At 73.0% G+C, this 14,344-nt stretch carries 11 protein-coding genes; 8 read left to right on the forward strand and 3 right to left on the reverse strand.

What is annotated here, in order from left to right; genetic code table 11:
* The first annotated feature begins 271 nt into the window (after positions 1 to 271).
* The 7 genes from HZS56_RS25775 to HZS56_RS25805 all read left to right on the forward strand — a co-directional run bounded on the left by HZS56_RS25775 (position 272) and on the right by HZS56_RS25805 (position 11,048).
* Positions 272 to 1,813 carry a leucyl aminopeptidase gene (locus tag HZS56_RS25775; protein ID WP_216723156.1) on the forward strand — a complete coding sequence of 514 codons (1,542 nt, stop codon included), beginning with the start codon at positions 272 to 274 and terminating at the stop codon, positions 1,811 to 1,813.
* Positions 1,814 to 2,157: 344 nt separating this feature from the next.
* Positions 2,158 to 3,546 (forward strand): dihydrolipoyl dehydrogenase, encoded by a 1,389-nt coding sequence (lpdA, locus tag HZS56_RS25780; protein WP_216723157.1) that lies wholly within the window; start codon positions 2,158 to 2,160, stop codon positions 3,544 to 3,546.
* A 62-nt stretch (positions 3,547 to 3,608) separates the two neighbouring features.
* Positions 3,609 to 5,225: a 2-oxoglutarate dehydrogenase, E2 component, dihydrolipoamide succinyltransferase gene (sucB, locus tag HZS56_RS25785; RefSeq protein ID WP_216723158.1), complete on the forward strand. Its 1,617-nt coding sequence runs from the start codon at positions 3,609 to 3,611 to the stop codon at positions 5,223 to 5,225.
* Between the two features lie 323 nt (positions 5,226 to 5,548).
* Positions 5,549 to 6,172, forward strand: a complete 624-nt coding sequence (locus HZS56_RS25790) for a GntR family transcriptional regulator (protein WP_216723159.1) — start codon at positions 5,549 to 5,551, stop codon at positions 6,170 to 6,172.
* A gap of 370 nt (positions 6,173 to 6,542) precedes the next feature.
* Complete coding sequence (aceE, locus tag HZS56_RS25795; protein ID WP_216723160.1) at positions 6,543 to 9,245, forward strand: pyruvate dehydrogenase (acetyl-transferring), homodimeric type; 2,703 nt, start codon at positions 6,543 to 6,545, stop codon at positions 9,243 to 9,245.
* A gap of 73 nt (positions 9,246 to 9,318) precedes the next feature.
* Positions 9,319 to 10,446 (forward strand): helix-turn-helix transcriptional regulator, encoded by a 1,128-nt coding sequence (locus tag HZS56_RS25800; protein ID WP_216723161.1) that lies wholly within the window; start codon positions 9,319 to 9,321, stop codon positions 10,444 to 10,446.
* Between the two features lie 80 nt (positions 10,447 to 10,526).
* Positions 10,527 to 11,048: a DUF4240 domain-containing protein gene (locus HZS56_RS25805; RefSeq protein WP_216723185.1), complete on the forward strand. Its 522-nt coding sequence runs from the start codon at positions 10,527 to 10,529 to the stop codon at positions 11,046 to 11,048.
* Between the two features lie 43 nt (positions 11,049 to 11,091).
* On the opposite strand, the gene HZS56_RS25810 is transcribed toward HZS56_RS25805, so the two are convergent.
* Together HZS56_RS25810 and HZS56_RS25815 are read right to left on the reverse strand one after the other, a co-directional pair.
* Positions 11,092 to 11,409: a hypothetical protein gene (locus tag HZS56_RS25810; RefSeq protein WP_216723189.1), complete on the reverse strand. Its 318-nt coding sequence runs from the start codon at positions 11,407 to 11,409 to the stop codon at positions 11,092 to 11,094.
* 142 nt (positions 11,410 to 11,551) lie between these two features.
* Positions 11,552 to 12,433: a peptidoglycan recognition protein family protein gene (locus tag HZS56_RS25815; RefSeq protein WP_216723162.1), complete on the reverse strand. Its 882-nt coding sequence runs from the start codon at positions 12,431 to 12,433 to the stop codon at positions 11,552 to 11,554.
* Between the two features lie 142 nt (positions 12,434 to 12,575).
* Here HZS56_RS25815 and HZS56_RS25820 point away from each other — a divergent pair, with 142 nt between their 5' ends.
* Entirely contained in the window at positions 12,576 to 13,760 is a 1,185-nt protein-coding gene (locus HZS56_RS25820) for a MarP family serine protease (RefSeq protein ID WP_216723163.1), read from the forward strand.
* Here the strand turns inward: HZS56_RS25820 and HZS56_RS25825 are convergent.
* Positions 13,750 to 14,283 (reverse strand): GNAT family N-acetyltransferase, encoded by a 534-nt coding sequence (locus tag HZS56_RS25825; RefSeq protein ID WP_216723165.1) that lies wholly within the window; start codon positions 14,281 to 14,283, stop codon positions 13,750 to 13,752. The genes HZS56_RS25820 and HZS56_RS25825 overlap by 11 nt on opposite strands.
* Positions 14,284 to 14,344 lie beyond the last annotated feature (61 nt).

Raw genomic sequence — 14,344 nt, forward strand, 5'->3', positions numbered from 1 at the left:
CGGGAAAAGGAGGGTGGGCATCAGGGCGCGACGCGCCCCGGGAATGATCTCCCACCCGGGGCCCCAACCGGCAACCCGGGGCCCCGCAGGGCAAGCCGGGAGCAAGCGGGACGGAGCGCGAGCGTAGGCTCGTGCGGGGTGTTCGCCCGTCCGGGCGAGGACCGCATCGCAGGAGGGACCCAGGGTCGGTTGTCGGGCCCGGTCGACCCACCCGCATTCGGCCACACCGAACTTCATCCGGAATTTCATACGGAAGCGAGAATTCACCACCGTGACTGCTCTCACTCTCTCCACCGCCGCGGCGCCCGGCCTGCGGGCCGACGCGATCGTGATCGGTGTCGCCAAGGGCGCCAAGGGCCCGTCCGTCGCGCCCGGCGCCGAGGCCGTGGACAAGGCCTACGACGGCCGGCTCGCCGGCGTCCTGGAGACCCTCGGCGCGTCCGGCGCCGAGGGCGAGGTGACGAAGCTGCCCGCCCCGTCCGGCTTCAAGGCACCCGTCGTGGTGGCGGTGGGCCTGGGCGCCGAGCCGGACAAGGACGCCGGTTACGACGCCGAGGCGCTGCGCCGGGCGGCCGGTGTCGCCGCGCGCGCCCTGGCCGGCGCCAAGAAGGCCGCGTTCGCCCTCCCGCTGGCCGAGGCCGCCGACGCCGGGGCCGTCGGCGAGGGCGTGCTGCTCGGCGCGTACTCCTTCGACGCCTACAAGGAGAAGGCCAAGGACTCCAAGGACGCCAAGGCGGCCAAGGGCAACGGCAAGGCCCCGCTCGCCGAGGCGGCACTGCTCGGCGGCAAGCCCCGCGACAAGGCGTACAAGGCGGCGATCGAGCGTGCCGCGGCCGTCGCGGAGGAACTGAACCGCGCCCGCGACCTGGTCAACACCCCGCCGAACGACCTGAACCCGGAGGCGTTCGCGGCCATCGCGCAGGCCGCCGCCAAGGAGCACGGCATCAAGGTGCAGGTGCTCGACGAGAAGGCGCTCACCAAGGGCGGCTACGGCGGCATCCTCGGCGTCGGCGCCGGTTCCGCGTCGGGTCCGCGGCTGGTGAAGCTGTCGTACACCTCGCCCAAGGCGAAGAAGTCCCTCGCCTTCGTCGGCAAGGGCATCACCTACGACTCGGGCGGCATCTCGCTCAAGCCGGCCGGGCACAACGAGACGATGAAGTGCGACATGGCCGGCGCCGCCGCCGTGTTCGCCGCGGTGGTCGCCGCCGCGCGGCTCGGCCTGGAGGCCAACGTGACCGGCTGGCTGGCGCTGGCCGAGAACATGCCGTCGGGCTCCGCGACGCGCCCGGGTGACGTGCTGCGGATGTACAGCGGCAAGACGGTGGAGGTGCTCAACACCGACGCCGAGGGCCGGCTGGTGCTCGCCGACGCGCTGTGGGCGGCCTCGCAGGAGAAGCCCGACGCGATCATCGACGTGGCGACGCTGACCGGCGCGATCATGCTGGCGCTGGGCAGCCGGACGTACGCCGTCATGGCGAACGACGACGCGTTCCGCTCCGCGGTGCACGAGGCTGCCGAGGAGGTCGGCGAGCCGGCCTGGCCGATGCCGCTGCCGGAGCACCTGCGCAAGGGCATGGACTCGCCGACCGCGGACATCGCGAACATGGGTGAGCGGATGGGCGGCGGTCTGGTGGCCGGCCTGTTCCTGCGCGAGTTCGTCGGCGAGGGCATCACCTGGGCGCACCTGGACATCGCGGGTCCGGCCTTCAACGAGGGCGGGCCGTTCGGGTACACGCCGAAGGGCGGTACGGGGACGGCGGTGCGGACGCTGGTGCGGGTTGCCGAGCTGGCGGCTGCGGGAGAGCTGGGCTAGGGCCGGGCCAGGGCGCCTGACAGCTGGGGGGGGTGCGGGTGATCTTGCGACCGCGGGTCCGTCGTGGCTGGTCGCGCCCACGCGGCGGAGCCGCAGACCAGACACAGCCCCGCACCCCTTACCGCCCTGCCGCACCGTCGGTGACGACTGCGCCGGCCCTTCCCCTCACGGGAACGTGGGGCGTCTCACACCACGGCCCCGCGTCTCGTTCGGCTCTTACAAGTGCGAAGATGGAGCCCGGCAGGACAGGGCCCACCCAAGGGCCGAGAACAATGAGCGGCCGGACACCAGCCGCCGACCGGTCACTGGAGACCGGCGTGGCGCACATGCATGGAGGACGTGACGTGGCGAACGACGCCAGCACCGTTTTCGACCTAGTGATCCTCGGCGGTGGCAGTGGCGGTTATGCCGCGGCCCTGCGCGGGGCTCAGCTGGGCCTGGACGTCGCCCTGATCGAGAAGGACAAGGTCGGCGGTACCTGCCTGCACAAGGGATGCATTCCCACCAAAGCCCTGCTCCACGCGGGCGAGATCGCCGACCAGGCCCGCGAGAGCGAGCAGTTCGGTGTGAAGGCCACGTTCGAGGGCATCGACGTGGCCGCGGTGCACAAGTACAAGGACGACGTGATCTCGGGCCTGTACAAGGGCCTGCAGGGTCTGATCGCCTCGCGCAAGGTGACGTACATCGAGGGTGAGGGCCGGCTGTCCTCGCCGACCTCCGTCGACGTGAACGGTCAGCGTGTCCAGGGCCGCCACGTCCTGCTGGCGACCGGCTCCGTGCCGAAGACGCTGCCGGGCCTGGAGATCGACGGCGACCGGATCATCTCCTCCGACCACGCCCTCAAGCTCGACCGCGTGCCGAAGTCCGCGATCGTCCTCGGCGGCGGCGTGATCGGCGTCGAGTTCGCGTCCGCGTGGAAGTCCTTCGGCACCGACGTCACGATCATCGAGGGCCTCAAGCACCTCGTGCCGGTCGAGGACGAGAACAGCTCCAAGCTGCTGGAACGTGCCTTCCGCAAGCGGGGCATCAAGTTCAACCTGGGCACCTTCTTCCAGAAGGCCGAGTACACCCAGGACGGCGTCAAGGTCACCCTCGCCGACGGCAAGGAGTTCGAGGCCGAGGTCCTGCTCGTCGCCATCGGCCGCGGCCCGGTCTCCGAGGGCCTGGGTTACGAGGAGGCCGGGGTCGCCATGGACCGCGGCTTCGTCCTGGTCGACGAGTACATGCGGACCAACGTCCCGACGATCTCCGCCGTCGGTGACCTCGCCCCCACCCTGCAGCTCGCGCACGTCGGCTTCGCCGAGGGCATCCTGGTGGCGGAGCGGCTCGCCGGCCTGAAGACCGTCCCGGTCGACTACGACGGCGTGCCGCGGGTGACGTACTGCCACCCGGAGGTCGCCTCCGTCGGCATCACCGAGGCCAGGGCCAAGGAGATCTACGGCGCGGACAAGGTCGTCGCCCTGAAGTACAACCTCGCGGGCAACGGCAAGAGCAAGATCCTCAAGACCGCGGGCGAGATCAAGCTCGTCCAGGTCAAGGACGGTGCCGTGGTCGGCGTCCACATGGTCGGCGACCGGATGGGCGAGCAGGTCGGCGAGGCTCAGCTGATCTACAACTGGGAGGCGCTGCCCGCCGAGGTGGCCCAGCTCGTCCACGCGCACCCGACGCAGAACGAGGCGATGGGCGAGGCCCACCTCGCGCTGGCCGGCAAGCCGCTGCACTCCCACGACTGACCTCCCTCGGTCACGGGCGCGACGACACAGACTTCCGCAATTCGTAAGGAGCAACCGAAACCATGGCGGTTTCCGTAACCCTGCCGGCGCTCGGCGAGAGCGTCACCGAGGGCACCGTCACCCGCTGGCTGAAGGCCGAGGGTGAGCGTGTCGAGGCCGACGAGCCGTTGCTCGAGGTCTCGACCGACAAGGTCGACACCGAGATCCCGGCCCCCGCCTCCGGCGTGCTGTCCTCCATCAAGGTCGCCGAGGACGAGACCGTCGAGGTCGGTGCCGAGCTGGCGCTGATCGACGACGGCAGCGGCGCCCCGGCCGCCGAGGCCGCACCGCAGGCCGAGCAGGTCGCCGAGCCGGCCCCCGAGCCCGCCCCGGCGGCCCCCTCGACCGAGCAGGCCGCCCCGGCGCCCGCTCCCACCGCCGACGCAGCCGCCGGTCAGGGCGGCGGCTCCGCCGAGGGCACCGACGTGGTCCTGCCCGCGCTCGGCGAGTCCGTCACCGAGGGCACCGTCACCCGCTGGCTGAAGTCGGTCGGCGACAGCGTCGAGGCCGACGAGCCGCTGCTGGAGGTCTCGACCGACAAGGTCGACACCGAGATCCCGGCCCCCACCTCCGGCACCCTGCTGGAGATCGTGGTCGGCGAGGACGAGTCCGCCGAGGTCGGCGCCAAGCTCGCCGTCATCGGCGCGGCGGGCGCGGCTCCGGCCGCCGCACCGGCCCAGGAGGCCCCGGCCGCCGCCCAGCCGGTGGACGACGGTGCCTACGTCACCCCGCTGGTGCGCAAGCTGGCCGCCGAGAACGGCGTCGACCTGTCCACCGTCAAGGGCACCGGCGTCGGCGGCCGCATCCGCAAGCAGGACGTCGTCGCAGCCGCCGAGGCAGCGAAGGCCGCCCCGGCTCCGGCCGCGGCCGCCCCCGCTGCGCCCGCCGCGAAGAAGGCCCCCGTCCTGGAGACCTCCCCGCTGCGCGGCCAGACCGTCAAGATGCCGCGCATCCGCAAGGTCATCGGCGACAACATGGTCAAGGCGCTGCACGAGCAGGCCCAGCTGTCGTCGGTCGTCGAGGTCGACGTCACCCGTCTGATGAAGCTGCGCGCCCGGGCCAAGGACGCGTTCGCGGCGCGCGAGGGCGTCAAGCTCTCGCCGATGCCGTTCTTCGTCAAGGCCGCGGCCCAGGCGCTGAAGGCGCACGCGCCGGTCAACGCCAAGATCAACGAGGCCGAGGGGACCATCACCTACTTCGACACCGAGAACATCGGTATCGCGGTGGACTCCGAGAAGGGCCTGATGACCCCGGTCATCAAGAACGCCGGTGACCTGAACCTGGCCGGCATCGCCAAGGCGACCGCCGACCTGGCGGGCAAGGTGCGGGCCAGCAGGATCAGCCCGGACGAGCTGGCCGGTGCGACCTTCACCATCAGCAACACCGGTTCGCGCGGCGCGCTGTTCGACACGATCATCGTGCCGCCGGGCCAGGTCGCCATCCTCGGCATCGGCGCCACGGTCAAGCGCCCGGCCGTCATCGAGACGGAGGAGGGCACGGTCATCGGCGTCCGCGACATGACGTACCTGACCCTGTCCTACGACCACCGCCTGGTGGACGGCGCCGACGCCGCCCGCTACCTGACGGCGGTCAAGGCGATCCTGGAGGCGGGCGAGTTCGAGGTCGAGCTCGGCCTGTAACCGCCTCGCCATGGTGGGCCGACCACCTCGCCGGTGGACCCCGACGGTGCCCCCGCCCGGAGCTTTCCGGGCGGGGGCACCGTCGTTCTCCGCGGGCGCCCGCCGCCTTCTCCGCGGGGCCGGCACCGCCTTCTCCGGGTGGGGCGTCACCGCGTCCTCCGGGTGGGGCATCACCGTGTCCGCCCCGGGGCACGCTGTGTAAGTCTCGTCTCACCTGCGCCGTAGCGCCCCCGTGCGCCCTTACGGCACGCCGTGACGGCCGTATTGTCTAAGCGTCAATCGCCCCGGGGGGCCGCAGGGGCCCTCTCCCCGAAGGAGCCTCCATGACCGCGCCCGTCGTCCACTCGCTGCGCGAACAGATCCGCGAGCACATCCTGGAAGGGATCATCAGTGGACGCTGGCAGCCGGGCGAGCGGATCGTGGAGCGCCGGATCGCCACCGAGCTGGAGGTCAGCCAGACGCCGGTGCGGGAGGCCCTGCGGGAGCTGGAGTCGCTGCGGCTGATCGAGTCGGCGCCGAACAAGGGCGTGCGGGTGCGCAACCTGACCGCCGCCGACCTGGAGGAGAGCTACCCGGTCCGGGCCGGCCTGGAGGCGATCGCGGCGGAACTGGCGGCGGAGCGGCTCGCCGTGGACTGCTCGGCCCTGGAGCCGCACGTCGCCGCGCTGTACGAGGCCGACCGGGTCTCCGACGGGACGGGCCAGGTGCGGCACACGGTGGGCTTCCACCGGGAGCTGGTGCGGGCGGCCGGCAACTCGGTGCTGCTGCACACGTGGGAGGGGCTGGGGATCGAGGTGTTCACGGCGCTGTCGATACGGTGGCTGGGCACGGTGCAGCAGTCGTACGCGGAGGAGCACGAGGAGCTGGTGGCGGCCTTCCGCCGCCGGGACCCCCGTATCCCGGAGATCGTCAAGTCCCACGTCCTGGGCTGCGCGCCGCGGCCGTAGCCCCTGAAGACGGGCGCAGCCCAGTCTTCAGGGGCGCGGTGCCGTATCACTGTGCGGCTCCGCCGCGTGTGCGCGAGCGACCACGACGTACCCGCACTCGCCACTCAAGCTCAACCACCCGAGCCGCACCGCGCTCACCTGCACAAACTCCCCGATTCAAGGTCACCCCGTGCCACCGCCGGAGGCACCCCGTGCCGACTTTCTCGTAATCAAGAGGTTTTGCCCCTCAACCCTTTGATCGATCATCGATCACGGAGTTACAGTCACGTTTGGACTCCCACCAGAGGCCAGCCCTGTCCTGCCAAAGACCTAGGGCACCCCCGAACCCCTGCCGATGAGGGAACCCCCTTCGACTGAGGAAGGCGGCGACATGACCGACCCCAAAGCCATCCAGCCGAGCGAGCTCGACCAGCTCCCGGACCGCGACCCCGAGGAGACCGCCGAATGGCAGGCCTCCCTGGACGCCGTCACCCAGGCGGCCGGGCCGCACCGTGCCGCGTACCTGATGCGCCGCACGCTGGAGCGCGCCGAGGGCGCCGGACTGGCGCTGCCGAAGCTGCTGGAGACGGACTACGTCAACTCCATCCCGACCGCCGACGAGCCCGCGGTGGACGGTGACGAGGCGCTGGAGCAGCGCATCGCCGCCTGGAACCGCTGGAACGCGGCGGCGATGGTGACCCGCGGCAGCAAGTACGGCGTCGGCGGCCACATCGCCACCTTCGCCTCCGCCGCCTGGCTGTACGAGACGGGCTTCAACCACTTCTTCAAGGGCAAGGAGGGCGACGGCTCCGGCGACCAGCTCTACGTCCAGGGCCACGCCTCCCCCGGCATCTACGCCCGTGCCTTCCTCGACGGCCGCCTGTCCGAGGAGCAGCTGGACAACTTCCGCCGCGAGGCCGGCGGCAACGGACTGCCGTCCTACCCGCACCCGCGCAGGCTCCCCTGGCTGTGGGAGTTCCCCACCGTCTCCATGGGTCTCGGGCCGATCTCCGCGATCTACCAGGCGCGCTTCAACCGCTACCTGACCAGCCGCGGCATCAAGGACCTGACGGACTCCCACGTGTGGGCGTTCCTCGGCGACGGCGAGATGGACGAGCCGGAGTCCACCACCGCGCTCACCCTCGCCGCCCGCGAGGGCCTGGACAACCTGACCTTCGTCATCAACTGCAACCTGCAGCGCCTCGACGGTCCGGTCCGTGCCAACTTCAAGATCGTGCAGGAGCTGGAGGCCCAGTTCCGGGGCTCCGGCTGGAACGTGATCAAGTCGCTGTGGGGCACCGCCTGGGACGAGCTGTTCCAGCTGGACACCACCGGCGCGCTCGTACGCCGCCTGCGCGAGGTACCGGACGCACAGGTCCAGACGTACCAGACGCGTGACGCCGCCTACATCCGCGAGGACTTCTTCAACAAGGACCCGCAGCTCGCCGAGATGGCGAAGCTGCTGTCCGACGACAAGATCCTCGACTGTTTCCACTTCTCGCGCGGCGGCCACGAGGCCCGCAAGGTGTACGCCGCGTACAAGGCCGCGCTCGCCCACAAGGGCGCGCCGACCGTGATCCTGGCCCAGACGGTCAAGGGCCACACCCTCGGCACGGGCTTCGCGTCCAAGAACGCCAACCACCAGATGAAGAAGCTCTCGGTGGACGAGTTCAAGGACATGCGCGACCTGCTCGAACTGCCGATCAAGGACAGCGCCTTCGTCGACGGCGTGGTCCCCTACGCCCACCCGGGCGCCGACTCCCCCGAGGTGCGCTACCTCCAGGAGCGCCGCGCCGCGCTCGGCGGCCCGGCCCCGGCCCGGCGCGTGCACCCGCTCGCGCCGCTGCCCGCGCCCGCCGACAAGGCGTTCGCCTCCTTCGACAAGGGTTCCGGCTCGCAGAGCGTGGCCACCACCATGGCCTTCGTCCGCCTGGTCAAGGACCTGGTCCGCGACAAGGAGACCGGCAAGCGCTGGGTGCCCATCGTCCCCGACGAGGCGCGCACCTTCGGCATGGAGAGCCTCTTCCCGTCCCTGGGCATCTACTCCCCCAAGGGCCAGACGTACGAGCCGGTCGACCGCGACCAGCTGATGTACTACAAGGAGGCCACCAACGGCCAGATCCTCAACGAGGGGATCACCGAGGCCGGTTCGATGGCCGACTTCATCGCCGCTTCGACGTCGTACGCGACGCACGGCGAGGCGATGATCCCGTTCTACATCTTCTACTCGATGTTCGGCTGGCAGCGCACGGCCGACCAGATGTGGCAGCTCGGCGACCAGCTCGGCCGCGGCTTCCTGGTCGGCGCCACCGCCGGCCGCACCACGCTGACCGGTGAGGGTCTGCAGCACGCGGACGGCCACTCGCCCGCCATCGCGGCGACCAACCCGGCCGCGCTGTCGTACGACCCGGCGTTCGCGTACGAGATCGCGGCGATCGTGAAGGACGGCCTGCGCCGCATGTACGGCGAGGCGGCCCCGGGTGAGGACCCGAACGTCTTCTACTACCTGACGGTGTACAACGAGCCGGCGCCGCAGCCGGCCAAGCCGTCCGCGGCCGGTGTCGACGAGGGCATCGTCAAGGGCCTGTACCGCTTCAACACGGCCGAGACGGCGGGCCTGACCCCCGCCGCGAACGCCCCGCGCATCCAGCTGCTCGGCTCGGGTACGGCGATCCACTGGACGCTCAAGGCGCAGCAGCTGCTCGCCGAGGAGTGGGGCGTCGCCGCCGACGTGTGGTCCGCGACCTCCTGGACGGAGCTGCGCCGGGACGCCATGGACGCCGACGCGGCGCTGCTGCGCGGCGAGGAGCGGGTGCCGTACGTCCGCCAGGCGCTGCAGGGTGCCCAGGGCCCGGTCCTCGCGGTCTCCGACTACATGCGCCAGGTTCCGGACCAGATCGCGCAGTGGGTCGAACAGGACTGGTCCTCGCTGGGCGCCGACGGCTTCGGCCTGTCGGACACCCGCGACGCCGCCCGCCGCCACTTCGGCGTCGACGCCGAGTCCATCGTGGTCGCGGCCCTCGCCCAGCTCGCCCGGAGCGGCGAGGTCAAGGCGACGGCCGTGAAGGAGGCGCGCGAGCGCTACGGCCTGTAGGCACGAGGCTGGTCGTGACAGGAGGCCCCCGCCGCCGCGGGGGCCTCCTCGCGTTCTCCTGCATCATGTGGGGATGCGTGCTGCCCGCCTCATCAAGATGGTGCTGCTCCTCCAGTCCCGTCCGACCATGACCGCCGCCGAGCTGGCCCGGGAGCTGGAGGTGTCGGAGCGGACCGTGACGCGGGACGCGCAGGCGCTGTCGGAGGCGGGCGTGCCGGTGTACGCGGAGCGGGGGCGGGCCGGGGGCTACCGCCTGATCGGCGGCTACCGCACCCGGCTGACCGGCCTTGCGCGGGGCGAGGCGGAGGCGCTGTTCCTGTCCGGGGTTCCCGGGGCGCTGCGCGAGATGGGCCTGGAGGACGCGGCCTCGGCGGCCCGTCTGAAGGTGTCGGCGGCCCTGCTCCCGTCCCTGCGGGACGCCTCCCGCACGGCGGCGCAGCGCTTCCACCTGGACGCTCCGAACTGGTTCCGGGAGCCCCGGACGCCCGAGCTGCTGCCTGCGGTGGCGGACGCGGTCTGGGACGACCGTCGGATCGCCGCGCGCTACCGGCGCGGGCGGGACGAGGTGGTCCGGGAGCTGGAGCCGTACGGGCTCGTGCTGAAGGCGGGCGTCTGGTACCTGTGCGCGCGGGTGGCGGGACTGACAGGGGCGGCTCGGGCGGCTCGGGCGGAGAGGTCGGCGGGGTCGGCGGACGAAGGGCCCGGGGGCGCCGAGTCCGGCACGGGCTCCGGCTCGGGCACGGGCTCCGGCTCGGGCACGGGCTCCGGCTCCGGCTCCGGCTCCGGCTCCGGCGAGTCGTCGTACCGGGTGTACCGGATCGACCGGTTCACGGCGGTGGAGGCCGGTGAGGAGCGCTTCGCACGGGACGAGGGCTTCGACCTGCCCGCGTTCTGGGCGGAGCGGGCCGAGCAGTTCGCCCGGTCGCTCCTGCGGGCCGAGGTGGTGGTGCGGCTTTCGGAGCGGGGCGTGCGCGCGCTGCCGCACTCCGTCGACGGGCCGGCCGCCCGGGAGGCGCTGGAGGTCGCGGCGCCGGACGCGGACGGGTGGGTGCGGGTGACGCTGCCCGTGGAGTCGGAGGAGGTGGCGCACGCCCAGCTCAGAGGCCTGGGGCCGGAGGTGGAGGTCCTGGCTCCGAGGACGCTGCGGGAGCGGTTCGCGCGGGACGCGCGGCGGCTGGCGGGACTGTACGGCACCCCGTAGGACCCGTGCGGTACGACGCCGGCGGAATCCGCGGCACTCCGCGTGCGCCGCCCGCGCCCAGGGCCGATGCTGGATCCGTGATGGACGAGACGGAGTTCTGGGAGCTGATCGACGCCGCCCGGGAGGGCGCCGGCGGCGATGCCGAGGACCAGGCCGACCTGCTCGTCGAGCGGCTGCTCGGCATGGACCCGGACCTGGTGCTGGACTTCGCCCGTCACTTCGAGGCCCGGTACAACCGCGCCTGCACCTGGGACCTGTGGGGCGCCGCGTGGATCCTGCTCGGCGGGGCGAGCGACGACGCCTTCGACTTCTTCCGCTGCTGGCTGATCGGCCAGGGCCGCGAGGTGTACGAGGGCGCGGTGCACGAGCCCGACTCGCTTGCCGAGCTGCTGGACGACTTCGACGAGGAGCTGGACGGCGACGGCGAGGACCTGGGTTACGCCGCCGACGAGGCGTACGAGCAGCTCACCGGGAGCGTCGCCCCGGACCTCGGTATCGCGCCCGCCCCGGCGGAGCCGCTGGGCACGCCGGTCGACCTGGAGAGCGACCGGGCCCTGGCCGAGCGCCTGCCCCGCCTGTGGGAGCGGTTCGGGCCCGAGTGAGACGACCCCGCCCGACGGTGCTCGGGCGGTACTCGGGCAGTGCTCAGGCGGTGCGGCGCCGGCCGGTGTCGGACGGAAGGTACGCCTCGGGCCGGTCGGCCGTGACCGCGTGGTGCGGGGGCGCCGCGTTGGCCTCGCCGAGTGCCGAGGCGGTGACCGCGGCAGGCCCCAGGACGACTGCGGCGGCGACGCACACCACCGTCCAGGTGCCGCGTAGGCCCCGGCGCCGGTCCGGCCGTGCCCGTCGGCGCCCGCCCGGCCGGCCGCGCCCGCCCTCCCCGCAGGCTCCTCCGCCGCCGCCGATTCCGCCGTCTCCGCCGATTCCTGGGCACCCGCCGTACCCGCCGTACCCGTTCGTCATGGTCGCCCCGCCTCCCGTCGGTGTTGGTGCGTCCGACCGTAGGAGGCCAGGGTGTGCGACGGCTGCGCGGCCGCTGTGGCCGTGCTGTGGGTCCGGCCGGATCGGGCCACGCCGGGCCGGGGTCGGGTCTGGCCGGGGCGGGTCAGCCCGCGCGGCCCTGGAGCAGGGCCGCCGTCTCCCTGATGTCGGTGAGGCGGGCGGCGAGGGCGGCGCCCGGACAGTCGGTGGCGTATCCGTCGTCGTGTCCCGCGACGGCGGGCAGCGTGGCGGTGGCGCCCGCGGCGAACCGGCTGAGGCCGTTGCTGGAGACCAGGCCGACCTCCGCGCGCGGGTCGGTGCCGCTCTCGCCCAGTTTCCAGGCGGCCACGGCGGCGATCGCGTCGGTCAGCTCGTCCGGCACGGGCACGCCCTCGGTGTAGGTACCGAGGGCGGCGATCCCGGTGGTGCGGTGGTTGAAGCCCTGGGTGTGGGCCCCGGTGACGGGCCGGTCGATGCCGCCGGCGCGGCCCTCGTAGACGGTGCCGCAGCGGTCGACGACGAAGTTGTAGCCGATGTCGTCCCAGTCCCGGGCTCCGGTCTGGCCCTGGTAGACGCCGCGGAGGATGGCCGGCACGTCGGCGCAGTCGTAGCCGTTCGGGGTGTCCGTGTGGTGGACGAAGACCGCGACGACCTTGTCGTCGTAGCGCGGGGCGGGCTGTGCGCGGGCCTCGCCGCCCAGCCAGACCGACCGGGACACGATGTCCGGCCGCGGCGCGGCGTACCGGTCGGCGGCGGCCGGAGCGGCCGCCTGCGCGTCGGCGGCGTGTTCGACGCCGTTCGCGCACAGGAACAGCGCGGCGACGGCCGCCAGCCCGGGCAGCGCGCCGAGCAGCGCCCTGACCGCGACCGGCGGGCGGACGGCGCGGGAGGTCCGGTCGGCGCGCCGTTCGCCGGACCCGCGCGCTCCTCGCAAGACAGGCATGGTCCTACTGTCCGGCGAATCCACTCTGTCCGCGATGTGTGCTGTGCCACGCGGTGGAACCATCGTCCTGGTCCACGGCGTTTCACCGTTGACCGCACTCGCTCGCACGGTGGCCGTTTCTGTACGGCCGGGCGTGCCCGACTGATCACCCGGACGGTACGGCACGTACTGATGGGTTCCGGGGTCCGGTGGAAAGGCGGCTCGCGTGGACCTGCTCGACATCCTGCTGGCGCTGGTGGTGCTGGCCTACGCCGCGTCCGGTTACCGGCGCGGACTGGTGGCCGGGTGCGTCTCGCTCGCCGGCTTCGTGGGCGGCGCGGTACTCGGCGTGTGGCTCCTGCCGTGGGTGACCGGCCTGGTCGCCGCGGGCTCGACGGCGGCGACGGTGACCGCCGTGGTCACGGTGCTGCTGCCGGCGATGGTGGGGCACGAGCTGGCGGGGCGGCTCGCCCTGCGGCTGCGCCGGGAGCTGGACGCCGGTCCGCTGCGGGTGGCCGACGGGGTCGGCGGGGCGGTGGCGAACGCGGCGGCGGCGCTGATCGTGGCGTGGGTGGCGGGGAGCGTCCTGGCGGCGTCGTCGTCCTCGCTGCTGACCTCGGCGATCCGGGACTCGACGCTGCTGGGCGCCGTGCAGCGGGCGATGCCGGACACCACGCCGGCGTGGTTCTCGGGGGCGACGTCCGCGCTGACCGAGGCCGGGTTCCCGCAGGTCTTCAACCCGTTCGAGAACGAGTCGACGGCGAAGGTGCCCGAGCCCTCCGGAGACAGCGTCACCGCGGCGGCCACCGACGCGGCCCGGCGGAGCACGGTGAAGGTGGAGGGTGTCACGGGCACCCAGGGCCGGGAGGGCAGCGGCTTCGTGTACGCGCCGCAGCGGGTGATGACCAACGCCCACGTGGTGGCCGGCATCGACGACCCGACCGTGCGGGTCGGCGGGGTGGGCCGGGCGTTCGAGGCGCGGGTGGTGCTGTTCGACCCGGCCACGGACGTGGCCGTGCTGTACGTGCCGGGGCTGGACGCGCCGGTGCTGCGGTTCGACGACGACGCCGCGCCCCGCGACGCGGCGGTGGTCGCGGGGTATCCGCAGGACGGCGACCTGGACCTGAGGGCGGCGACGGTGGCGCACCGGGTGCAGGCGAGGGGTCAGAACATCTACCACGACGAGACCGTCACCCGGGAGATCTACTCGATCCGCTCCACGGTCCGCCCGGGCAACTCGGGCGGACCGCTGCTGACCACCGACGGCCGGGTGTTCGGCGTGGTGTTCGCCCGCTCCACCTCCGACGCCTCGACGGGCTACGTGCTGACGGCGGCCGAGGTGGCCGACGAGGCGCGGCAGGCGGCCGACGCGACGAGCGCGGTGGACACGGGCGAGCCGGTCACCTCGTGACCGGCGGCGCGCCCCGCCCGGCCGCCGCGTCGGCCGGGGTGAGGGACCGGCCCATCAGTACGTCGTCGGCGTAGGCGCCGTCGAGCAGGAACTCCTCCGGCTGCACTCCCTCGACGACGAAGCCCTCGGACTCGTAGAGCTTCCGGGCGGCCGTGTTGTGCCCGAGGACGCGCAGGGTGAGGCGGCGGGCGCCCAGGCGCCGGGCCTCCTCGACGGCGCCCCGCACCAGGGCCCGTCCGGCACCGTGCCCGCGGGCGGCGTCGGCGACGGCGAGGCCGTGGATCGCGCGTACGTGCGCGTTGGAGGCCAGCTGTGTGGGGTGGCCGAGGCGGACGTAGCCGACGACGGCGCCGTCGAGCTCGGCGACGAGATGTTCGGCGGGGCCCGAGTGGGGGCGGAAGAAGGGGTCGTCCGGGCCCGGCGGGGGCGAGACGGCGTGCAGCGGGGACCAGGTCGCCCGGTCGATCCGGCGCAGCGCTTCCTCGTCCCCGGGCCTGGCGTGACGTATGTGCGGGGCTGGCATGACGATCACTGTACGACGCGGTGGGCGGGGCCGGTCCGGGGTTTTCCCCCGGCCACCCGGC

Origin of the sequence: Streptomyces mayonensis, from assembly GCF_018982965.1 — a bacterium.
Taxonomy (GTDB): domain Bacteria; phylum Actinomycetota; class Actinomycetes; order Streptomycetales; family Streptomycetaceae; genus Streptomyces; species Streptomyces mayonensis.

Coding starts and splice junctions, on each gene's coding strand:
- HZS56_RS25810 (WP_216723189.1), bottom strand. CDS start 11,409: ATGACGAACGGGTACGGCGGGTACGGCGGGTGCCCAGGAATCGGCGGA.
- sucB (WP_216723158.1), top strand. CDS start 3,609: ATGGCGGTTTCCGTAACCCTGCCGGCGCTCGGCGAGAGCGTCACCGAG.
- HZS56_RS25805 (WP_216723185.1), top strand. CDS start 10,527: ATGGACGAGACGGAGTTCTGGGAGCTGATCGACGCCGCCCGGGAGGGC.
- HZS56_RS25825 (WP_216723165.1), bottom strand. CDS start 14,283: ATGCCAGCCCCGCACATACGTCACGCCAGGCCCGGGGACGAGGAAGCG.
- HZS56_RS25800 (WP_216723161.1), top strand. CDS start 9,319: ATGCGTGCTGCCCGCCTCATCAAGATGGTGCTGCTCCTCCAGTCCCGT.
- HZS56_RS25790 (WP_216723159.1), top strand. CDS start 5,549: ATGACCGCGCCCGTCGTCCACTCGCTGCGCGAACAGATCCGCGAGCAC.
- HZS56_RS25815 (WP_216723162.1), bottom strand. CDS start 12,433: ATGGTTCCACCGCGTGGCACAGCACACATCGCGGACAGAGTGGATTCG.
- aceE (WP_216723160.1), top strand. CDS start 6,543: ATGACCGACCCCAAAGCCATCCAGCCGAGCGAGCTCGACCAGCTCCCG.